Source organism: Actinomadura hibisca NBRC 15177 (assembly GCF_001552635.1).
Lineage (GTDB): Bacteria > Actinomycetota > Actinomycetes > Streptosporangiales > Streptosporangiaceae > Spirillospora > Spirillospora hibisca.
Window position 1 is genome coordinate 1 of record NZ_BCRO01000130.1, and the last position, 20,493, is coordinate 20,493.

Annotated in this window: 17 protein-coding genes; 6 read left to right on the forward strand and 11 right to left on the reverse strand. The window is 70.6% G+C overall.

The window, feature by feature from the left end:
- Positions 1-461: 461 nt before the first annotated feature.
- The 5 genes from AH6_RS40205 to AH6_RS40225 form a co-directional block, all read right to left on the reverse strand.
- On the reverse strand, positions 462-1,451 hold the full coding sequence (locus AH6_RS40205) for a CDP-alcohol phosphatidyltransferase family protein (RefSeq protein WP_067491408.1): 990 nt from the start codon (positions 1,449-1,451) through the stop codon (positions 462-464).
- A gap of 253 nt (positions 1,452-1,704) precedes the next feature.
- On the reverse strand, positions 1,705-5,244 hold the full coding sequence (locus AH6_RS40210; protein WP_067491409.1) for a bifunctional glycosyltransferase/CDP-glycerol:glycerophosphate glycerophosphotransferase: 3,540 nt from the start codon (positions 5,242-5,244) through the stop codon (positions 1,705-1,707).
- 132 nt (positions 5,245-5,376) lie between these two features.
- Positions 5,377-7,773, reverse strand: a complete 2,397-nt coding sequence (locus tag AH6_RS45555) for an acyltransferase family protein (protein ID WP_218006039.1) — start codon at positions 7,771-7,773, stop codon at positions 5,377-5,379.
- Between the two features lie 74 nt (positions 7,774-7,847).
- Entirely contained in the window at positions 7,848-9,278 is a 1,431-nt protein-coding gene (locus AH6_RS40220; RefSeq protein ID WP_067491411.1) for an LCP family protein, read from the reverse strand.
- A 60-nt stretch (positions 9,279-9,338) separates the two neighbouring features.
- Positions 9,339-10,181 carry a TIGR03089 family protein gene (locus AH6_RS40225; protein ID WP_067491413.1) on the reverse strand — a complete coding sequence of 281 codons (843 nt, stop codon included), beginning with the start codon at positions 10,179-10,181 and terminating at the stop codon, positions 9,339-9,341.
- 127 nt (positions 10,182-10,308) lie between these two features.
- Between AH6_RS40225 and AH6_RS40230 the strand changes: the two genes are divergently transcribed.
- The 3 genes from AH6_RS40230 to AH6_RS40240 all read left to right on the forward strand — a co-directional run bounded on the left by AH6_RS40230 (position 10,309) and on the right by AH6_RS40240 (position 14,440).
- Positions 10,309-12,360, forward strand: coding sequence for a hypothetical protein (locus tag AH6_RS40230; protein ID WP_067491415.1), 2,052 nt, complete (start codon positions 10,309-10,311; stop codon positions 12,358-12,360).
- A gap of 83 nt (positions 12,361-12,443) precedes the next feature.
- Positions 12,444-13,352 (forward strand): glycosyltransferase family 2 protein, encoded by a 909-nt coding sequence (locus AH6_RS40235; RefSeq protein ID WP_174555168.1) that lies wholly within the window; start codon positions 12,444-12,446, stop codon positions 13,350-13,352.
- A 5-nt stretch (positions 13,353-13,357) separates the two neighbouring features.
- Positions 13,358-14,440: a glycosyltransferase family 4 protein gene (locus AH6_RS40240; RefSeq protein ID WP_067491417.1), complete on the forward strand. Its 1,083-nt coding sequence runs from the start codon at positions 13,358-13,360 to the stop codon at positions 14,438-14,440.
- Here the strand turns inward: AH6_RS40240 and AH6_RS40245 are convergent.
- From AH6_RS40245 to AH6_RS40255, 3 genes are all read right to left on the reverse strand, one after another.
- On the reverse strand, positions 14,410-15,357 hold the full coding sequence (locus AH6_RS40245; protein ID WP_245679687.1) for a lysylphosphatidylglycerol synthase transmembrane domain-containing protein: 948 nt from the start codon (positions 15,355-15,357) through the stop codon (positions 14,410-14,412). The genes AH6_RS40240 and AH6_RS40245 overlap by 31 nt on opposite strands.
- Positions 15,358-15,418: 61 nt before the next feature.
- Positions 15,419-15,778: a hypothetical protein gene (locus AH6_RS40250; RefSeq protein ID WP_067491419.1), complete on the reverse strand. Its 360-nt coding sequence runs from the start codon at positions 15,776-15,778 to the stop codon at positions 15,419-15,421.
- Positions 15,775-16,053, reverse strand: a complete 279-nt coding sequence (locus AH6_RS40255) for a hypothetical protein (RefSeq protein ID WP_067491421.1) — start codon at positions 16,051-16,053, stop codon at positions 15,775-15,777. The genes AH6_RS40250 and AH6_RS40255 overlap by 4 nt, the downstream gene beginning before the upstream one ends.
- Positions 16,054-16,429: 376 nt before the next feature.
- Here AH6_RS40255 and AH6_RS40260 point away from each other — a divergent pair, with 376 nt between their 5' ends.
- The gene (locus AH6_RS40260; RefSeq protein WP_067491423.1) at positions 16,430-17,302 is read left to right on the forward strand and encodes a helix-turn-helix domain-containing protein; all 873 of its coding nucleotides are present in this window, start codon (positions 16,430-16,432) and stop codon (positions 17,300-17,302) included.
- A 40-nt stretch (positions 17,303-17,342) separates the two neighbouring features.
- Positions 17,343-17,549, forward strand: coding sequence for a DUF397 domain-containing protein (locus AH6_RS40265; protein ID WP_067491425.1), 207 nt, complete (start codon positions 17,343-17,345; stop codon positions 17,547-17,549).
- Here the strand turns inward: AH6_RS40265 and AH6_RS40270 are convergent.
- Together AH6_RS40270 and AH6_RS46890 are read right to left on the reverse strand one after the other, a co-directional pair.
- Positions 17,546-18,370 carry a methyltransferase domain-containing protein gene (locus AH6_RS40270; protein ID WP_067491427.1) on the reverse strand — a complete coding sequence of 275 codons (825 nt, stop codon included), beginning with the start codon at positions 18,368-18,370 and terminating at the stop codon, positions 17,546-17,548. The two genes, AH6_RS40265 and AH6_RS40270, sit on opposite strands and share 4 nt — an antisense overlap.
- On the reverse strand, positions 18,367-18,495 hold the full coding sequence (locus AH6_RS46890; protein WP_281180312.1) for a hypothetical protein: 129 nt from the start codon (positions 18,493-18,495) through the stop codon (positions 18,367-18,369). The genes AH6_RS40270 and AH6_RS46890 overlap by 4 nt, the downstream gene beginning before the upstream one ends.
- A 194-nt stretch (positions 18,496-18,689) precedes the next feature.
- Here AH6_RS46890 and AH6_RS40275 point away from each other — a divergent pair, with 194 nt between their 5' ends.
- Entirely contained in the window at positions 18,690-19,400 is a 711-nt protein-coding gene (locus AH6_RS40275; RefSeq protein WP_067491429.1) for a class I SAM-dependent methyltransferase, read from the forward strand.
- A gap of 60 nt (positions 19,401-19,460) precedes the next feature.
- On the opposite strand, the gene AH6_RS40280 is transcribed toward AH6_RS40275, so the two are convergent.
- On the reverse strand, positions 19,461-20,384 hold the full coding sequence (locus AH6_RS40280) for an RpnC/YadD family protein (RefSeq protein WP_067491431.1): 924 nt from the start codon (positions 20,382-20,384) through the stop codon (positions 19,461-19,463).
- Positions 20,385-20,493 lie beyond the last annotated feature (109 nt).

Sequence of the window (20,493 nt, forward strand, 5' to 3'; positions counted from 1 at the left end):
GGAGCCCACCCAACCCCAGCCCCGCGCGGGTTTTCCGCCCCCGACCAGCAACCTCAGCCCGCGCGGGGTTGATCCAGATACCCAGCGACCCCAGCCCGTGCGGGTTTTCCGCACCTAACCACCTGCCTCAACCCCGCGCCCCGCACCTGACCAGCAACCTCAGCCCGCGCGGGGTTGATCCAGATACCCAGCGACCCCAGCCCGTGCGGGTTTTCCGCACCTAACCATCTACCTCAACCCCGCGCCCCGCACCCGACCAACAACCCTCAGCCCGCACCCACCAGCCTGACGCCCCCAGCCCCGCGCCCACCCACCCGCCCTCCACACGAAAAACCCCGCTGGAAGAATCCAGCGGGGTTTCCCGAAAACAAAAGCCAGAGCCACAACCCAGCTCAGCCAAGCAAACTCAGCCAAGCAAACTCAGCCAAGCAAACTCAGCTCAACACCTCACACCTCACACCTCAAACCGAAGCGCCATACTCCTGCGGCAGCGAGGCCCGCAGGTTGTCGATCTTCTTCTGCAGCTTGGCCACGCTCCGGCTGTAGTCCCGGCTCGACAGCCAGAACTTGTAGATGATGACCAGCTCGAACGCCATCATCCCGATCCCCGACAGCACCACCACCGGGATGATCGCGCCGGAGATCACCGCCGCCACCACCGGGGCCACGATGAACACGCCCATCTGGAACTCGATGCCGCTGATCAGGTGCGGGCGGATGCGGCCGCTCTTCAGCAGGTCGCGGATGCGCGCGTACCACGGGAAGCGCTTGTTGAAGCCCGCCTGCAGTTCGACGTTCGGGTTGTCGCCGACGACCTGGTCCTCCATGTCGGCCTCCGGGTCGGGGCGCAGCGCGCCCTCCGCCGAGCGCAGGTCGTCGCCCACGTCCGACAGGTCGCCGCTGGCGCGGCGGGTCGCCAGTTCCAGGCTCTGGGCCTCCTGGCGCATGTTCTGGAGCTTGGTGCGCATCTGCGAGCGCACCTTGTAGATCTCCAGCGCGTCCATGTAGCGCAACATGTCCAGGAAGACCACGGCCACCGCGGTCCACACGTAGGCCACGTTGCCGGTGATCGCGTACTGGCCGCCCATCAGGGCGATCGCGCAGGCCAGCACCCGGACGCGGTCGAAGATGTAGTCCAGCCACGCGCCGAAGACCGAGCCGGTGCCCTTCAGGCGGGCGATCTTGCCGTCCATGCAGTCGAGGGTGAACGACAGGTGGTACAGCAGCGCGCCGAGCAGCAGCCACGGCCACGTTCCGACGGCGAAGCAGGCCCCGGCGCCCAGCCCGAGGATCAGGGCGCCGACGGTGAGCTGGTTCGGGGTCACGTTCGTGCGGTTGGCCGTGAAGCGGACCAGCCGTGCGGCGAGCGGGTCGACCAGCAGTACCGTCCACCATGCGTCACGCGCCTTGTACGTCCGTTGCCGGACGTCGTCGAGCGTGAAGTTCGCCATGGAGAGCTGTCCTTTCATCGTGACGAGAGGCTTCCCCAGTCGCGTGCGGCGCGAACCTCAAGATCAGGTATGGGTGGGATGGCGCGCTCGCCCCGGAGATTCGCGCGCCTCGATGGTATCGGTTGTCCGGAAGCGGACAGCCGCCTTGAAGCCGATTTGTGACCGTACGGTCACCGGGTCCGGAATTTATGGGAAGTGTCCCGGACGCCCGGAAGGAGCGGCAACCTTCCGGGCGTCCGGGAACCGGCGCGTCCTACGCGTCCCGCAACATCCGGTCCACCGCGCGCGCCGCCGCGTCCCCGTCGTCCCACGGGCAGAACTTCGCCTGGAACGCCCGGTAGCGCTCCGCGTACTCCGCCGCCCGCGGGTCCGCGATCGCCGCGATCAGCTCCGCCGACGTGTGGCACAGCGGGCCCGGCGCCTCTGCCTCGAAGTCGAAGTAGAACCCGCGCAGCTGGTCGCGGTAGCGCTCCAGGTCGTAGGTGAAGAACAGCTGCGGGCGGCCCGTCACCGCGAAGTCGAACATCACCGACGAGTAGTCCGTGATCATGATGTCGGAGATCAGGTACAGGTCGGCGATGTCGGGGTAGCGGCTCACGTCGATCGCGAACTCGCCGTCGGTGCCCGCCACGCCGCCGCCCAGGTTGAAGTGCCCGCGCACCAGCAGCACGTGCTCGTCGCCCAGCGCCTCGCGCGCGTCGGCCAGGTCGAGCTGCAGCTCCATCGAGTAGCCGCCCGCCCGCGCCTGGTCGTCGCGCCAGGTCGGCGCGTACAGCACGACCTTCTTGCCCTCGGGGATGCCGAGCAGCGAACGCACGCGGAGCGCGCGCGCCGCGTCGCCGCGCGCCGCCAGGTCGTTGCGCGGGTAGCCCGACTCCAGCATCTCCCCGTCGTAGCGGAACGCCCGCTGCATGATCGGCGTGCTGAACGGGTTGGGCGACACCAGCGCGTCCCACTGCGCCACGTCCGCCGAGAAGCGCCGCAGGTAGTCCTGGGCGTTCTTGAACTGCGGCCGCTCGATGTCGTACCCGATGCGCTTCAGCGGCGTGCCATGCCAGGTCTGGAGGTAGAACTGCCCCTCGCGCTTGCGCAGCCACTCCGGCATCGGGTCGTTGCCCACCAGGAACTTCGCCTGCGCCAGCACCCGGAAGTGCTCGCGGCTGCCGTACAGCACCGTCCGCACGCCCTCGGGCGCGGCGAACTGGCCGTCCTTGGTGACCCACACGTACTCCAGTTCCGGACGCCGCCGCGCCATCTCCTCGTAGATGGCGCGCGGGTTGTCGGAGTACTGGCGGCCGCGGAAGCTCTCGAACATCGCCATGTCGCGCAGCGGCTCGGCCAGGAAGCCGGGGTAGTCCTGCAACGACAACCGCTTCAGGCCGTAGACGCCGCGCTCGCGGTCCTCCAGCGCGGGCCGCACCTCCAGCCGCAGCGCGTCGGCCTGGTAGGTGACGATCCTGAGCTCGTGCAGGCCGACCGTGCGCGGCACCGGCAGGTCGGCGACCGAGCCGCGGGCGATCGAGACCGCGACGACGTCCTCGCCCATCGGCGCGAACAGCCCCCACCAGCCGGTGGACAGCGGCAGCTGCGCGCCGAACAGCGGCACCGCCGCCGGGGTGATCTCGGCGGTGAAGCCATCGCCCTCCCAGGCCAGCGGGAAGGCATGGGTGTCGCCGCCGCCGCGCAGCCGCAGCAGCAGGTGGTCGGGGCGGTCGTCGCCGGCCATCTCGCCGGTCAGCACCAGCCGCCCGTCGTCGGTCCACTCGGCGCGGGTGACGGTGGGACGGCGCGGCCGCTCCACGATCCGCAGGTTGCCGAACTTGGTGCGGGTCACCACGATCTCGTCGGCGCCCACCGGGTACCGGACCTCGACCTCGTCGGCGATGGTCAGCCGGGTCGCCTTGGCCTGGCCGGGCACCCGCAACGAGCCGTCCCAGTCCAGGCCCTCGGTGACCCAGGCGTGCAGGGTGGCGGCGGAGTCGGCGGCGTCGGAGGACACCAGCGCCTCCAGCGGCACGGTGACGGTGAAGCGCCCGCCGCCGGAGAACGTGGCCGCGTGCTTGGTCTCGACCATGCCCTGGCGGCGCTTCAGCACGAGGTCGCCGGAGGCGATGGAGGTGTCGGCGACGTTGCCCTCCAGCACCAGCGCGCCGTCGGCGACGCGCGCGCCGGTCACGTGCGCGGTGAGCTGCTTGACCTGGATCAGGAAGTTGTCGGCGGCCGAGGTGACCGGGCGGATCGCCACGTCGGGCGCGGCCAGGTGGGCGTTCGCCCAGCGCACGTCCGAGCGGCGCGGGCCGCCCAGCGGGCCGCCCAGCGTCAGGCCGCCGGGCGCGGTGACCTCGGCGTGCAGCTCCCAGTTGGCCGAGCGCAGCGCGCGCAACATCCGGTACTTGGAGGCGCGCATGAACCGGTAGCGGCTGACCCGCAGGTCGGCCGGGTCGATCTCGACGCTGAACCCGGCCCAGTCGTAGTCGGCGGCGGCGCGGCGCGCGTCGGCCGACACGTCCGGGCGGTGGGCGCGCTTGACGGGCAGCTCGACGGTCGTGCCGTTGCGGGCGTGCCGGAGCCAGACGCGCAGGGACGGGGCCTCGGCGTCGGTGCGCGGATCGGTCATCGGGACGCGCGTGATGTAGGCGTGCCCGTTGACGTGCAGCTTGCCGTCCTTCCACCACGCGGTGTCGGCGCGGCCCTGGAGCGACAGCTCGTCGGTGATGTCGTAGAGGGAGTCGGGCACGGCGCGCTCGGCGTCGCCGAAGAACGGGTAGACGCCGTACCAGCGGGCGCCGCGCCGCTCCACGTCGGCGGTGAAGATCTGCGCCTGCTGGTAGCTGATCATCGCCAGCAGCTCGTCGATCATGCCGTTGCGGATGAAGTGGTACTTGAGGCGCTTCAGTGCGGTCAGCTCGCGCATCAGCGCGTCGTCGGCCTCGGCCACGACCTCGTTGACCAGCGTGCGCAGCCGCTCGCGGTACTCGGTGCCGCCCTCGCCCGCCACGTCGATGTACAGCGGCAGCTCGCCCGACAGCACCGAGGTGAGCTGGGCGCGCCACAACTCGGGGGAGCGCTCTTTGAGGAAGGCGGTGACGACCTGGGTGGTGCGCACCCGGTCTTCCAGGTTGCCCGGCTCGGTGCGCCGCTGGGTGATCGACTGGGACTCGCCCTCGCGCTCGCGCCAGTAGTAGACGACGTCGCTGAGCACGTCCACGGACGTGGCCAGGTAGTGCGCCGGGATCGTCACCGGCGCGTCCTCGTACAGGCCGGGCGGGAACTCGAAGTTCTGCGCGTCGAAGAACGACCTGCGGAACACCTTGTTCCACGCCGTGCGGTCGCCGAGCAGGTCGGGCCGCCGGCTGATGTGGGTGCGCTTGTCGGTGACGCGGAACATCTCGGTGTGCATGGGGGAGTTGCGCGGCCCGGCGGAGGTGAGCCGCCGCACGCCGCCGCAGACCAGGTCCGAGCCGGTCTCCTCCAGCGAGCCCACCATCAGCTCGTAGGTGTAGCGGGGCACCACGTCGTCGGAGTCCATGAACGCGATGTAGGCGCCGGTCGCGTGGCGCGCGCCGGTGTTGCGGGCCGGGCCGAGGCCCTGGTTCTCCTGCTCGACGAGGCGGAACCGCGCGTCGCGCGCGGCGAACTCCTTGGCGATCGCCGAACTGCCGTCGGGCGAGCCGTCGTCGACCATGATGACCTCGATGTCGCGCAGGGTCTGCTGTTGCAGCGACTCCAGGCACGCTTCGAGGTAGGTCTCCACATTGTAGAAAGGCACGACGACGCTGAGCAGCGGTGACACGTTTCTCCCACTAGCACGATGACGGTTCGGCCCGCCGCTGGAGATCCGCCCGGTGATCGGGGGGAGGGCGGCGGTCGGCATGCAGCTGGCTTTCAGATTATCCGAAGGGCCTCTGGCGGGCCTTTCGGTCGTTCAGGCCCGGCCTCCCCGGCGGGGGAACGGCGGAGGGGCGACCTCCTCGACGGGCGGCTGCCCGAAGCCTCCGGCGGGCGGGCGGCCGAAGCCGTCGGCGGGGCCTCCGAAGCCGTCGGCCGGCGGGCGGCCGAAGTCCTCGACGGGCTGCGCTCCGGTGGCTCCGGCGGGCGGGCGGCCGAAGTCCCCGGCGGGCGGGCGGACGCGGTCCTCGGCGGTCGGGCCGTTGAAGAGGTCGGCGGGCGCCGTCCCGCCGTGCCGCCTGACGGGCGGCGCGCCGAAGGCCCCCGTGAAGGGACCGGTCTCGGGCGCGGGCGGCCCCGCCGGCCGGACCGCCGCCGGGGTCTCCGCCTGCGTGGCGGGCTGCGGGCGCCTGGACCCGCCCGGCCGCCGCAGGCCGGTGAACGCCCACTTCAGCTGGGGCTCCAGTGCCCAGCTCATCACCTTGACGACCGGTTTGGAGCACAGGAACGTGCCCACCCCGGCCGCGCACACGATGATGACCGCGATGCCCCACCAGGTGTTCATCCACGGCATGCCCCACAGGTCGAAGAACTGGAGGAACCGCGTGACGAAGCCGTGCAGCAGGTAGGCGTACAGCGTGGTCGAGCCGAGCGCGGTGAACCAGGCGCGGCGCTGGGGCACCAGCGTCAGGAACGCCGCCACCAGCACGATCGCGCAGGCGAACATGGCCAGCCGCATCAGCGTGCCGGTCACGTTGTCCACGCCCAGGTCCTGGTGCGGGGTCTTCCAGTAGATCCAGGTGTGCGTCATGCGGTCCTTGGCGAACCAGGCGACGCCCAGCCCGCCGAACATCACCACGATGCCGACCACCCGCGCCATCGGCTTCTTGAGCAGCTCGAAGTGCTCGGGCCGCAACATCAGGCCCAGCACGTAGAACGGCAGCAGCCCGATCACGCGGTGGACGTCGAAGGTGCCGCCGAGGTCGCTCATGTACGACAACAACGAGAACACCATGGCCACGCCGAGCGGCCAGCGGATCTGCTGCCACACCGGCGTGGACAACCGCCACATGAACAGCGCGCACAGGAACCAGGTGAGGAAGTAGGGGTTGAGCAGGCTGACTTCCAGCTCGTTGCGCCCCACCAGCCAGTCGTAGAGCGAGTAGGCGGTCTCGAACACCACGTACGGCACGCCGACGTTGGTGATGAGCTTGCGCGCCTTGCCGCCGGAGAAGGTCCAGTTCCGCGAGAAGTAGCCGGTGATCACGATGAACAGCGGCATGTGGAACATGTAGATGAAGATGTACAGGCCCTTGGCCAGCGGCACGTTCATCTTGTTGGCCAGCGAGTGGCCGATGACCACCAGCAGGATCGCCAGGAACTTGGCGTTGTCGAAGTAGGGGTCGCGCTCCTTGCGGCGCGGCGCGGGGGCGGTGCCGGGCGCCTGCGGCGCGGCGGGCGGCTCGGAGTGCGCCGCGCCGCCGGAGGGGACGCGGGGCGCGGGCGCTCCCGGCTGCGGAGCCCAGGCGGGCTCGCCGGGCTGCGGTGCCCAGGCGGCGGGGCCGGGGACGGGGGGAGCCTGGACGGCACCAGCCGTGTGGGGCGGGGCCTGGACGGCACCGGCGGCGTGGGGCGGAGCTTGGACCGCGCCACCAGCGTGTGACGGAGGCTGGATGGTGTGGGCCGTGTGCGGCGGGGGCTGGGCGGCACCGGATGCCTGCGGCGGGGGCTGTGCGGTATCGGCGGCGTGGCGCGGAGCTTGTTCCGTTCCAGCGGTGGGCGGCAGGGTTTGCGTAGTCCCCGTCCCTGCGTCGGCCCAGGCGTCGGCTCCCGTGTCGGACCAGTTTTCAGCGTTGGCCCAGGCGTCGGCCCTGGCCTCCACGTCCGCCCAGGCTCCGGAGTCGGTTCCGGTGTTGCTCCTGGCGTTGGCCCCTGCGTCCGTCCAGGCGTCGGCCTTCGCGCCAGCGTCGGGCTCGTTCGTCGGCGGCCACGTCTGGAGCGGGTCGGCCGCCTGCGGCGGAGCCGGGTAGTTCTCCTGCCCCAGCGACGGCACGTGCCGCAGCGGGCCCGTCGTGTACGCCGTCTCCGGTTGCGACGCCTGGATCGGCACCGTCGCCGGAGACGGGCCGCCCGGCTCCGCGAAGCCCTGCTCCGGCGGCACGGGGGCCGCCAGCGGCTCCGCCGGTTCGGGGAACGCGGCGCTGGCGAAGATGCCCGGGTGCTGGACGGCGGGCGACTCCCCGGCCGGGGCCAGGGGGTAGCCCGACGCCAGGGGGTCGTCCTCGGCGGGCGGGCCCGCGAAGGCGGCGGGGCGGTCACCGGGGCCGTCCGCGCGGCCACCTTCCGGAGCGCCTCCGGTCTGGGGGTGGGCGGCGGACCGCCGGGGGTGCGGCGGGGGTTCGGGCGCCGAGAGCGGCCTGGTGGTGTAGGTCATAGGACTTCCGGAGTCGGGTCTCCTCGTCGAGGTCGCCGCCCGCCCGGCCGGGCGCCGCGGTCACCGGCCGCCGCTCAGGCCCCCTTGCAGGGGTCGTCGTCGGCGCGGACTTCGCCGGTCACCTTGGGGATGCCGGCGCGGGAGCTCTTCAGGCCCGGCCAGGAGCGGCCGACCACCAGGTCGACCACGCCCGCCTCGGCGCGGGAGGTGGTGTTGGGCGCGGGCTGGGGCGCGCCGGAGATCAGCCGGTTGAGGGTGAGGGCGTGCTTGTCGGCGCCCTCGCCGTACAACACGCGGCTGGTGGCGGAGGAGCGGAGGTTGCCGCCGATCTCGACCTGCTGGAAGCCCTGCTGCTGCAGGTCCTCCTGGATGCGGGCGGCCTGCCCGGCGACGCCGCTGGCGTTGAAGACCCGGACCCGCACCTGGCTCGGCGGGATCGTGGGGGCCGCGCCCGCCTTGGTCTCGGCCGGGACCGTGCGGTCGTTGCGGATCGTGGTGAAGAAGCGCTCGGCGTCGGGGCTGCGCAGCGCCACGCGGTTGGGGTCGGCGGGGTCGGGGCCCGACGGCACGGTGACGAAGCGCAGCTTGCCGGAGGTCATGCCCTGCATCCCCTCGGCGATCTTGAGCATCGCCGGGACCGACAGGCCCTTGTCGGTGCGCAGCGACTTGGTGCCGGCGCTGATCAGCTTCATCATCTTGCCGGGGTCCTTCAGGACGCCGCCGCTCATCGCCTTGTTGGCGAGCGCGCCCATGAACTTCTGCTGGCGCTTGATGCGGTCGGTGTCGGAGCCGTCGCCCAGGCCGTGCCGGGCGCGCACGTAGGCGAGCGCGTTCTCGCCGGAGATGTTGTGCCGGCCCCGCTTCATGAACAGGCCCGACTTCTTGTCGGCCACGTCGTTGGGCAGGCAGACCGGCACGCCGCCGACGGCGCTGGTGATCGACTTGAAGCCCTGGAAGTTGACCTCCATGAAGTGGTCGATCTTGATGTCGCTCATCTTCTCGATGGTCGCGATGACGCAGGCCGCGCCGCCGATCGTGTAGGCGGAGTTGATCTGCGCGCGGGACTGCGCCGGGGAGCGGGTGCCGTCGCTCTTCTTGCAGGAGGGCATCGCGGTCATCAGGTCGCGGGGGAAGCTGATGCCCATCGCCTGGCCGCCGCCCGGCGACAGGTGGAGCAGGATCATGGTGTCCGAGCGCGGCGGGTCGTTGCGCATCTGCCGGCCGTACTTGGCGTTGCCGCCCTCGCGGGTGTCGGAGCCCAGCAGCAGGATGTTCATGGCGCTGTTCAGCTTCTTCGGGCGGGGCCCGATGCTGGACAGGTCGTCGCGCTTGATGTTCCCGATGGCGGAGCGGTACGCGCCGTAGAAGGTCAGGGACGTGGCCACCATCAGCACCGACAGGCCGATGGACACCCAGCCGAGGATGCGCCAGCCGCGTCGATGGGCCGGAGCGTCCTGCTCGTCGGCGTCATCGACGTACTCCATGTACATCGGATTGCTGTTCATCGGCTCCGGGGGTGGGGGCGAGGCCCGCTCTTCCTGGGGGGTCGGGAAACAGAGAGTAGGTCAGAGGAGGCGGTGTACGGACCCGGTTGCGTCTTTCCGTCCGGGGACTCCGGCCACCGCCGTCACATGCTCCAGGGTGATGCGACGATCTAGGGCTTCTTTGTCGAAGTTTCGTTGGATTATGACGGAAGCTCCCGAGGCTAGTGGTGCAAGAAGACCGGCGAGTAGTCCGTCGAGTGTGGTGAACGGCATGTCAACCAGCACCCTGGCCTGCGCGTCCAGCCCCCATTTCGCGGCGGCCTCGCGCGCCTCGCGGGTCAATTGTGCCCCACTGAATGTGGTCTTTGTCACAAGCAGCGCGGTTTCCCCCGGATCGACCGGCGCCACGGGCGCGAACCGGTCCCCGTACGAGCGCACCTCCAGCGCGTAGTCGGTGACGCCGGGCGGGCAGTCGGCGAGCGTGCCGCCAAGCGCGTGCAGCGACAGCCCCACGATCTCCTCGGCGTCCTGGTCGTCGAGCACGTCCGGCAGCACCTCCTCAGCGGCCGCCAGGAGGTACGGCGCGCCCGCCGGGTCCGGTTCGACCACTTCCGGCCCGACGCCGCCGGCCGCGCGCACCGCCTCGGGGTCCACCGGCACCGCCGTCAGCCCCGCCGCCCAGCACGCCGCGAGCCACACCGCCGTCTGCCAGTGCGGCGGCAGCGCCAGCACCACCCGCGTGCCCGGCTCCGCGCCCAGCCCGTCCACCAGCAGGTTGGCGGTCTTGGCGACCCAGTTGTCGAAGGTGCGGGCCGACAGCTCCACGCGCTCGCCGGTGGCGTCGTCGTAGAAGGTCACCAGCGGTCGGGACGGGTCGGCGGCCACCCGGGCGCGCAACAACTCGGCGGGAGCGACATCGTTCATGGGGCGAGCGTAGAGGTCCGGCGGCCGTTCGCTCGGGCACGCCCGGCTAGGCGCGGCAAAACACGGCGTCAAGACCGCTACGCTCCGCATCGATGGATGCCTGCCGAGCCGAGATGAGAGCCGATCGATGAGCGCCGGACGGCTGCTCGCCCGCATGAGCGTCGCGCCCGCCCTGCTGGTCGTGGCGTGGCTCGCGGTGGCGTTGCCGCTGCTGCTGGCGGGGGCGTTCGGGCCCGGCCCGGCGTTCGCGCTGTTCGTGCCGGTGGCGGCGGTGCTGCTGTGGCTGGGGATGCGCGACCGGCCGCGCGGCGCCGACCCCGACGACCGCACGCTGCCCGGCCCGCTGGGCGCGGTGTCGTGGTGGTCGACGGGCGGGGTGCTGGCGGTCGCGCTGGCGTTCCTGGTCGTGCAGCTCGTCATGTGCTCCGAGCAGATCATCGTGCGCCGCGACCCGGCGTCCTACGTGCAGTTCGCGACCTGGCTGAACGACAACGGTTCGTTGCCCATCCCGCAGTGGCGGGCGGCGTTCGGTGGCGGCGACGCGGTCCTCGGCTACGGCAGCCCCGCCTTCTACCAGCAGGGCACCGACGTGGTCCCGCAGTTCATGGCGGGCCTGCCGATGTTGCTGGCGCTCGGCGGCTGGATCGGCGGCACCCACGCGCTGCTGGCGATGGCCCCGGTGCTCGGCGCGTGCGCCGTGCTGACGTTCGGCGGCCTGGTGGCGCGGCTGGTCGGGCCGCGCTGGGCGCCGCTCGGCGCGCTGCTGCTGGCGCTGACGACGCCGATGATCTGGGTGTCGCGCGCGACGCTGAGCGAGCTGCCCGCGCTGGTGCTGCTGCTGGGCGGTCTCGCGCTGCTGCACGACGTGCGCAAGGAGGAGATCCGGTCGGCGCGCGCGAAGGCGTTCCTGGCCGGGCTCGCGCTGGGCCTGATCGTGCTGGTGCGGATCGACGGGCTGCGCGACGTGCTTCCGGTCGTGGCGTTCGCGGGCCTGCTGGTGGCGCGCCGCCGCCGCACCGGGATGCCGCTGGCGGCGGGCCTGGCGCTCGGCGTCGGCGCGGGGCTGGTCGAGGGCTTCGTGTTGTCGCGGCCGTACCTGCGCTACCTGCACTCCTCGCTGGACCCGCTGCTGCTGCTGACGACGTTGCTGGTCGCGGTCACCGGCGCCGGCGTGATGCTGGCCCGTCTCGCGCCGGTGCAGGAACGGTTGCGACGGTTCGGCGGCGCGGTCGCGCGCGGCCCGCTGCCCAACGTCGCCGCCGCGCTGACGTTGCTGACGCTGGCCGCGTTCGCCGCGCGCCCGCTCGTGCAGACGGTGCGCCGCGTCCCCACCAACCCCGACGACCGGCTGAACTCCCAGTTCATCGCCGAGATCCAGCGCATCAACCACCTGGTGGTGGACGGCACCCGCCAGTACACCGAGATCTCGCTGTACTGGGTGGTCTGGTACATCGGCGTGCCCGCGCTGCTGCTGGCCGGTTTCGGCGCGGCGCTGCTGGTGCGGCGGTTGTTGCGCGGGCAGTCGCCGGAGTGGTTGCTGCCCTACGCGGTCATCATCTGGACGACCGTGACGACGCTGCTGCGTCCCGGCATCACGCCCGACCACCCGTGGGCGGGCCGCCGCCTGATCACGGTGGTGGTGCCGGGCCTGCTGCTGCTGGCGGTCTGGGGCACGGCGTGGACGCTGCGGCGCGTCCGCCGTCTGGGCTACGGACCGCGCGTGGTGCGGCCCGGCGCGTGCCTGGCCGCGTTGTTGCTGCTGGTGCCGATCGTGCTGTCGTCGGCGGGGATCCTCGTCTCCCGGACCAACCAGGGCGAGGTCGCGGCCGTGCGCGGGTTGTGCCGGGCGATGGGCCCCGGCCGCTCGGTGGTGATCATCGACCGCGCCACCGCCGACATGTTCCTCCAGGTCGTCCGGTCGATGTGCGGGTTGCCCGCCGCGCGCACCGCGCAGGGCACGACCGCTCAGGACGTGTGGCGGGTGGCCAACAAGATCTATGCCGCCGGGCGGCGGCCGGTGCTGCTGGGCGCGGACCCGCGCCAGCTCACCCCGTACGGCGCGCCCGTGCACGCGCTGGCGTTGCGGACGCGCCAGGACGAGCGCGCCCTGACCAGGCCGCCGGACGCCACCTGGACCCTCAACCTGAACGTCTGGCTGACCGAGCCGCCACGCCGCTGACCGGCCCCGTCGCGCCCTCCGCGCGCGCCGCCGCGTCCGTGATCGGCCGCAACAGGGCGCGGGGGCGAGTATTCTCGCGCTGCGTGAGTACCGATCCCGCCACCCGCGTCCACGTGACGATCGTGCTGCCCTGTTACAACGAGCAGGACCACGTCGTCGACGAGGTCGAGCGGATCTGCAAGGCGATGGACAACAGCGGCAAGACCTACGAGCTGCTGGCCGTCGACGACTGCTCGTCCGACGCCACCCTGGAGCGGCTGGAGGAGGCGGCCCCGCGCTTCCCGCACATGCGCATCATGCGCTTCCAGCACAACAGCGGCGCGGGCACGGTGCGCCGGATCGGCTCCCAGCAGGCGCGCGGCGACATCGTGGTGTGGACCGACGCCGACATGTCCTACCCCAACGAGCGCATCCCCGAGCTGGTGGAGATCCTCGACACCGAGCCCGGCGTGGCCCAGGTGGTGGGCGCGCGGCGCACCGAGGAGGGCACGCACAAGCTGCTGCGGGTGCCCGCCAAGTGGTTCATCCGCAAGATCGCCGAGCGGCTGACCAACTCGAAGATCCCGGACCTGAACTCCGGCCTGCGCGCCTTCCGCCGCGAGATCGCCCGGCCGTACCTGCGGCTGCTGCCGCCCGGGTTCTCCTGCGTCACGACGATCACGATCGCGTTCCTGTCGAACCAGCACCCGGTGCAGTACGTGCCGATCGACTACGCCAAGCGGGCGGGCAAGTCGAAGTTCCGCTTCACCAAGGACGCCTACCGCTACATCCTCCAGGTGTTGCGGATGGTGATGTACTTCAACCCGCTCAAGGTGCTGATGCCGCTGGCGTTGTGGCTGATCGTGATCGGGCTGCTCAAGGGCGTGTTCGACATGGTCGTGCACTTCGGCTACTTCGCCAACAACACCATCATGATCTTCGTGACGGGGCTGATCATCGCCTCGATGGCGCTGCTGGCCGACCTGATCGTCAGATCCCGAGGGGACGTCTAGCGCCCATGCGCATCGCGATCGTCGGGCCCGCCTTCCCGTACAAGGGCGGCGGCGCGCACCACACCACCGAGCTGGCGCACCGCCTGGCCGCCGCCGGGCACGCGGTGCGGATCGAGTCCTGGAAGGCGCAGTACCCGGCGTTCCTCTACCCGGGGCAGCAGACGATCAGCGAGCCGGAGGGCGAGCCGTTCGCGGCCACCCGGCACGCGCTGGACTGGCGGCGTCCCGACGGCTGGTGGCGCACCGGCCGCGCGCTGCGCTCGGCCGACCTGGTGGTGCTGGCGGTGCTCAGTCCCGTGCAGGTGCCGTCCTACCTGGGCATCCTCGCGGGGATCGGCCGCAAGACGCGCGTGGTGGCGCTGTGCCACAACGTGCTGCCGCACGAGCGCAAGCCCTACGACGTGCCGCTGATGAAGGCGCTGCTGCGCCGCGTGGACGGCGTCCTGACGCACTCCGAACAGCAGGCCGACCTGGCGCGCGGCCTGACGGGCAAGCCCGTGCGCGTCGCGGAGATGCCCGCGCACCTGCCCGCGCCCAAGCTTGAGAACGCCGAGCGCGACGCGACGGTCCGCAACCGGCTGCTGTTCTTCGGCATCGTCCGCCCCTACAAGGGCCTGGACGTGTTGCTGCGCGCCCTCGCGCAGGCCCCCGGCGACACGGCGCTGACCGTCGCGGGGGAGTTCTGGGGCGGCCTGGACGACACCAAGGCGCTGATCGCCGACCTGGGCCTCACCGAGCGCGTGGACCTGCGTCCCGGCTACGTGCCCGCCGCCGAGATGCCCGGCCTGTTCGCCGCCGCGGACGCGCTCGTGCTGCCGTACCGGACCGCGACCGCGTCGCAGAACGTGTGGATGGCCCACGAGTACGGCGTGCCGGTCATCGCGACCCGCGTCGGCGGCTTCCCGGCCCAGGTGCGCGACGGCGTGGACGGCGTGCTGTGCGAGCCCGACGACGCGGGTTCCCTCGCGGACGCCTTGAAGCGCTTTTACGCGCCTGGCGAGCCCGAGCGGCTGCGCGCGGCCATCGAGCCGATCGACCACGGCCCACTCTGGGAGGCCTACGTGGCGGAGCTGCTGACCTCGGGCTGATCGGGCTCGACGGTGCCGCGCCGCCCCATCAGGAACGCGACCCCGGCTCCCGCCAGATCGGCCGCCGTCAGCACCACCCGCGACGCCAGCGCGACCACGATCGGCGCGCCCGCCGGAAGCGCCGGAGTCAGCACCACGACCATGGCGGCCTCGCGCGCGCCGATGCCGCCGGGCGCGATGAACACCAGGAACCCGGCCACGAACGCCAGCGCGTACGCACCCGTCGCCAGGAACGGCAGGCCGGCGCCGTCGCCTCCCGCGCCCATGCACAACAACCACAGGTGCACGCCGAACAGCAGCCAGCCCGCCAGCGTCCACCCGACCGCGACGAGCGTCGTGCGGAGGCTGACGGCGTGGTCCAGCGGCGGACGTCGCACGATGCGCAACATGGTGTTGAGGGCCCACGTCACGATCTTCGGGTGCAACAACGCCAGCAACACCGGCGCTAGCGGGAACAGCCACCAGTACCGATCGCGTGCGGCCTGCGAGGTCAGCGGCAGCGTCGCCGCCGCGACGGCGAGCCCGCACGCGGTGGAGGTCGCGACCGCCAGGAGCGTCGCCCAGAAGCTGCGCGACCGGGGAACCTCGTGCTCGCGCGCCATCTCGATCTGGGTGACCAGCGCCCACACCTTGCCCGGCACGTACTTGCCCAGCGCGGAGATCGCGGAGATGCGGAAGGCGGCCTTGAGCGGGATGGGCGACCCGAGCCCGGTCAGGAAGGCGCGCCAGCCGAGCATCCACACGTAGAGGCCCGCCGCGCCGCACACGGACGCGCCCAGCAGCGTCGCCCACGACATCTGCCGGAAGGCGCGCACCGTGTCGTCCCACTGCGAAACGAGGCTCCAGGCGCAGAAGGCCAGCGCGAGCACGACGAGCAGTACGCGCAACACCCGCACCGCGACGGCCTTGATATTCACCCGCCCAGGGTAGTCGAGCCCTCTGACGGCCCGGCGCGTCCAGAGCCGGGCCGCCGGAGGGTCAGCGCAGGCGAGATTCGACGAGGCGGGGCCCGAGTACCTGGACGATCCCGGCGGCGGCCCGCACGGGGTCCTCGATGGGCGCGAGCCACAGGTTGGCGCTGGACCGGTACCACCAGCGCCCGCCCTGGTAGGCGAGCCAGACGGTCTCGCCGAGGACGGGCGCACCGGGACAGAAGACGCGCAGGCGGGGCCACCCGGCGTCGGACAACCGCCGGGTGGTCCAGCCCTCCCGCTCCAGCTCCCGGGCCAGCCGAAGGAGCAGGCGGCGGTTCTTTCGGGCGGACAGGAGGACGATCGGGGCAGCGGCGTGCCTGGCGTGCGGCCGTGCGCCGCGCCGGACGAGGACGGCCCGGATCACGAGCCCGCCCTCGTCCGGCCGGAGCGGAAGGCCGACAGCCGCGCCTCTTGCTCGGCCTCGGCGGCTTCCTCCAAGAGGGCTTCGCGCAACTCGTCGGCACTGTTGCGGATGACGGTGGCGGAAACGCCGTGGGCGGGGTCGTGCAGGGTGGCGACCCAGTCGCCCAGCAGCCCGTCGAAGCGCACGGCGCGGAAGAAGCGGTGCCCGGAGAAGTCCTGCCGCAGGCCGGCCAGGAGGGCGTCGTCGGGGTGCTCGGAGGTCGGGGGAGCCGTCACGCGACCACCGCCCAGGACACACCCGTCCTGGTCGGGACGCTCAGGCAGCGGACGGCGTCGGTGCCGCCGGGTATCGTCATGCTCGCCTCCTTGGTGAGGTGGAAGCCGCGCGGCCAGGACGGTTCCTAGGCCAATGACCTGGCCGCGCGGCGGCTTTCTCTTGGCGACGGCCAGCGCTCGCAACAGCACGCGCCGCCGTGCCCCCAAGATCGAAGAATGACGGCCCGCGGTTCGCGGTTGATCACTCAGTGTCTCGGGTCAGTCACAGCACATGCTGCCCCGTGACGCAGTGATTCGCAAGATGCGTATTCATTTAAGTCTCAGGTTTCCTGGCTTGATCTTGAGTGTCGCCCTACGATCTCTCTGTATTCGTTCGATGACGGAGTGGAGGGGCGCTGTGAGTGCTCGGCGCAGCCCGACGTTGCGGAGACGTCGCCTGTCGGCGGAGCTTCGCAAGATGCGCGAGGCGAAGGGCGTTACCGGCACCGCTGTTGAGGCGCACTTCGGGTGGTCTCCAGGGAAGATCAGCCGCATGGAGCGTGGCGACTGGGTGTTTCCCAATCTGCGTGACGTGCGTGATCTGCTCGATCTGTATGGGATCACGGACGAGGTGACGCGCGAGAGGATGCTGGCCCTTGCCCGCGATGGTCGGCAGCGCGGCTGGTGGCACACCTATCGCGACATGATGAGCGATAGCGCTACGACGTACATCGGCCTGGAGGCTGAGGCTGCGTCGGTCAACATGTACCAAATAGCGAGTATCCCAGGGCTCTTGCAGATTCCTGACTACATGCGCCCGATGATTCGGACGGGGCCGGCGCAGATCTCTGATGAAGAGGTTGAAAAGCGGGTGGAGATTCGGCTCACTCGCCAGCAGTCTCTTGTGGGTGAGGACGCCCTCAGGCTTTTCGCTGTCCTTGACGAGGCTGTGCTGCACCGCGTTGTAGGCAGCCCTGAGGTGATGAGGGCCCAGCTTCGGCACTTGATCAAGATGGCGGACCTGCCCAACGTCAACATCCAGGTGGCACCTTTCAGTGCCGGGAATAGTGTTGGGTTGACGAACTTCTGCATTCTCCAGTTCCAGGAGCCGGATGATCGAGACGCTGTGTATGTGGAGATGTACACGAGCGAATTGTTCATCGAAGAGCCGGAAGAAGTTCGTTTTTACTCGAATTTCTTCCAGTATATGAATGCGTCGGCCCTCAGTCCTGCGGAGACATTGGCCAAGCTCCGTGAGTTGGCGTCATAGTATATTCGCCTTGCCGTCGTCTGTAATCTTGTGAGGCTCAATGCTTGTGGATCTTCATGGCCTCGGCGATGCCCGATGGCGTAAGAGTGGACATTCACAGAAGCAGGAGTGCGTCGAGGTTGCGGGCAAGGTTCCCGGCGTGATCGCCGTCCGGGATTCCAAGGACCCGCACGGCTCGGTGCTCACCTTCGCCCCCGCCGCCTGGCAGGCGTTCACCGCTCATCTCAAGGCGTCAGGCCACGCCTAACGCGTGAGCCCGTAGGAGACCGGGTTGGCAGGCGAATCAAGCCACACCGTTTGCCCCGCCGGGGTCACGGTGACGCCGTGCCGCGCGATCTCCGGCCGTCCGGCCTGGGCCCAAGCCTCATCGGCGTGCCTGATGTCCTCCTGAGAAACACGCTGGGCGCGCAGCGTCATGAAGCCCGACGCCGCTACGAAGCGACCCTCCGCCGTTCCGTCCTCCCGTACCTCAAGGAGCGCGAACGGCGCTTCCGGGTGAACCGTCAGCGCCCAGGGGACCAGGATCAGCCCACCCGGCCTTGTCTGCTCCACCCACGCGTAGGGGACCTCGTGGACGGCGGCGGTCGCGATGACCCGATCGTAGGGAGCGTTCTTCGGGTGGCCGAGGGCGCCATCGCCGGTGACGACCTCCACCGGATAGCCGGCCTGATCGAGAGCCTGCCGTGCCTGCGCGGCGATCCCGTCATCGATCTCGACGGTCGTGATGTTGTCCGCCCCGGTCAGATGTGCCAGCAGCGCGGCGTTGTAGCCCGTCCCCGTCCCGATCTCCAGGACGCGTGATCCCCGCACGACACGGAGTTCCTCCAGCATCCTGGCCATGAGGCCGGGCGCGCTGCTGGAACTGGTCGCCCAGAGGCCCCGGTCGGTGGCCGCGCCGTCGTCCACCTGCGTGATCACGGTGTCGTCGGCCGCGCACGCCTGCTCCCACTGTTCGGGAGCGTCGCCCCGGCGCAAGGGGACGGCCCAGCCGTCCTCCTGCCTGACCCAGATCACCTCAGGAAGGAAGAGCCTGCGAGGCACGGCGTCGAAAGCGTCCCGGACGGTCACCCCTGCTGCCCCGTGCCATCGCAGCCGACGCACTTGATCTCCAGCCGCTTGTTGTCCTGCGTGGTCCAGAGCCTGCCCGTGCCGCCGCACATGCCGCAGTCCACCTTCTTGCCGTGCTTGCCCACGACGACCACTCCTCTCGGTGGGAACGGGCTGGTCGTCGAGGACGCGCCAGAACCGCCGGGGCCCATGCGAGGAGAATGCGGCAGGGGCGGGCCGCGCGGCAAGAAGGCCGCATCGGACTGTGACCCGCGGCAAGCAGGCGGGCGCGAGTCGCGTTGATGCCCCCGGCCCGTGGAACGGCCTTAAGGTTGGGGCGATGAAACTCTCGGATGTGGTCGCCTTCATGGGGCACCAGGTGCATGTCTGCCGCTACCGCGAGGCCGGTTCCCTGCTGGAGCTGATGGGCCGTGACCTGCACGGCAAGCGGGTCCTCGACGTGGCGGGCGGCGACGGCTACTGGGCCGGGCAGGCCGTCAAGCGCGGCGCGCACGCGGTGTCCATCGACCTGATGCGCTCCAAGATGCTCTACGGCCAGAAGCTCGCGCACGCCCCCGCGCTGATCGAGTGCGACGCCTTGAAGCTGCCGTTCCACGACGGGTCGTTCGACGCGATCCTGTCGGTGTGCGCCATCGAGCACTTCGCCGACGGCGGCAAGTCCCTGGACGAGATGGCGCGGGTGCTGGCACCCGGCGGCGAGATCTTCATGTCCGCCGACGTGCTGAGCCGCGCCGACACCTGGCCCAAGCTGCGCGACGCGCACAAGGCCAAGTACCACGTGCAGCACACCTACACCCACGAGACGCTGCGCAAACTGCTCGACGAGCGCGGCATGGACCTGGTGCGGCACTCCTACCAGTTCCGGACGGCCGCCGCCGAGCGCCTCTACCTGTCGCTGTCCACCTACGGCGGCAAGGTCGGCTTCAACGCCGCCGCGCCGCTGGCCCCCCTGGTGGCGCTCGGCGACCGGAAGGCCCCCAACGACCAGGGCAGCATCGTCCTCATACACGCCCGCAAGCGCGCCGCCTGACGTTGCCTGGCCGGTGGCCCTACCTGCCGCGTTACGCGGCGGCAAGGCCACCGGCGCGCGTCAGACGAACAGTTCGTCCTCGCTGGTGACGGTGAGGGCGCGGTCGAGCCAGGTGTCCAGGTGCTGTTCGTCGGTGCAGGTGGTGATGCGCTCCCGGCCCTGCTTGGAGAGCGACACGTGGCGCTTGTCGAGAACCTTCAAGATCGCCTCGGCCCTGCCCTCGGCCCTGCCCTTGGCCTGGCCTTCAGCCCTGCCTTCGGTCTTGCCCTTGGCTTCGCCCCTGGCCTCGGCCTCGATGATGTCGGTCATGTAGAGGTGCTGTCCGCTTGCCATGTGCTTCCTCCAGGTGTTCTCGGCTTCGGTCGTGGTGTCGGGGAGGACGACGCGGATGATCTTGACAAGACCTCGGGCCTCGTCGGGATCGACGCGGTCCAGTGCCTGGACAAGTGCCTCCAGTATCGCAGCCGCTTCCTTCGTCCTGCTGTTGACGACGAAGGAGACCGTCGCGCCCGCCACGTTGGCGAGGGCGGCGTCCACGGTGGTGACGGCGGGGACGTTGTCGGGGCCCAGGGCGAGCAGCTGGGTGGTCTGGACGATCCCGAGTCCCGGGATCTCGTTGACGATCGGCTTGCGGGCCTCCCTGGCGGTCTTGAGGTCGGGGGTGATCACCAGGACGAACGCCGGGCACTGGTGCCGGTCGCGCAGTTGGGCGATGTAGGCGGGCCAGCTGAACAGCTTGTCGTCGTCGTGGCAGGACTGGGACTCGATGGCGGCGATGCAGCGCACGCCCGAGATCTCGATCTCCAGGACCGTGTCGACGCGGCGTTCGACCACCTCGGCCTCGGTGATGTCGTTGGGGAGTTGACGGATCAGCTGGACGCAGCCGTCGGGGGCGGAGGGGCGCAGCAGCGCCAGCACGCCGACGAGCACCTGTTCGCTGTCGCGGAACAGGTGGTGTCGCGCTTCGTGAGGGGATTTGACCACGGAGTGAACATTACTCTGCGCAGTCGAACAGTGACTCGAAAATAGCCATCTTGCTCACGCTCGCCCCCGCCACTCCCTCACCCCGATGGGCGTAGGCTCGGAAGGCAAA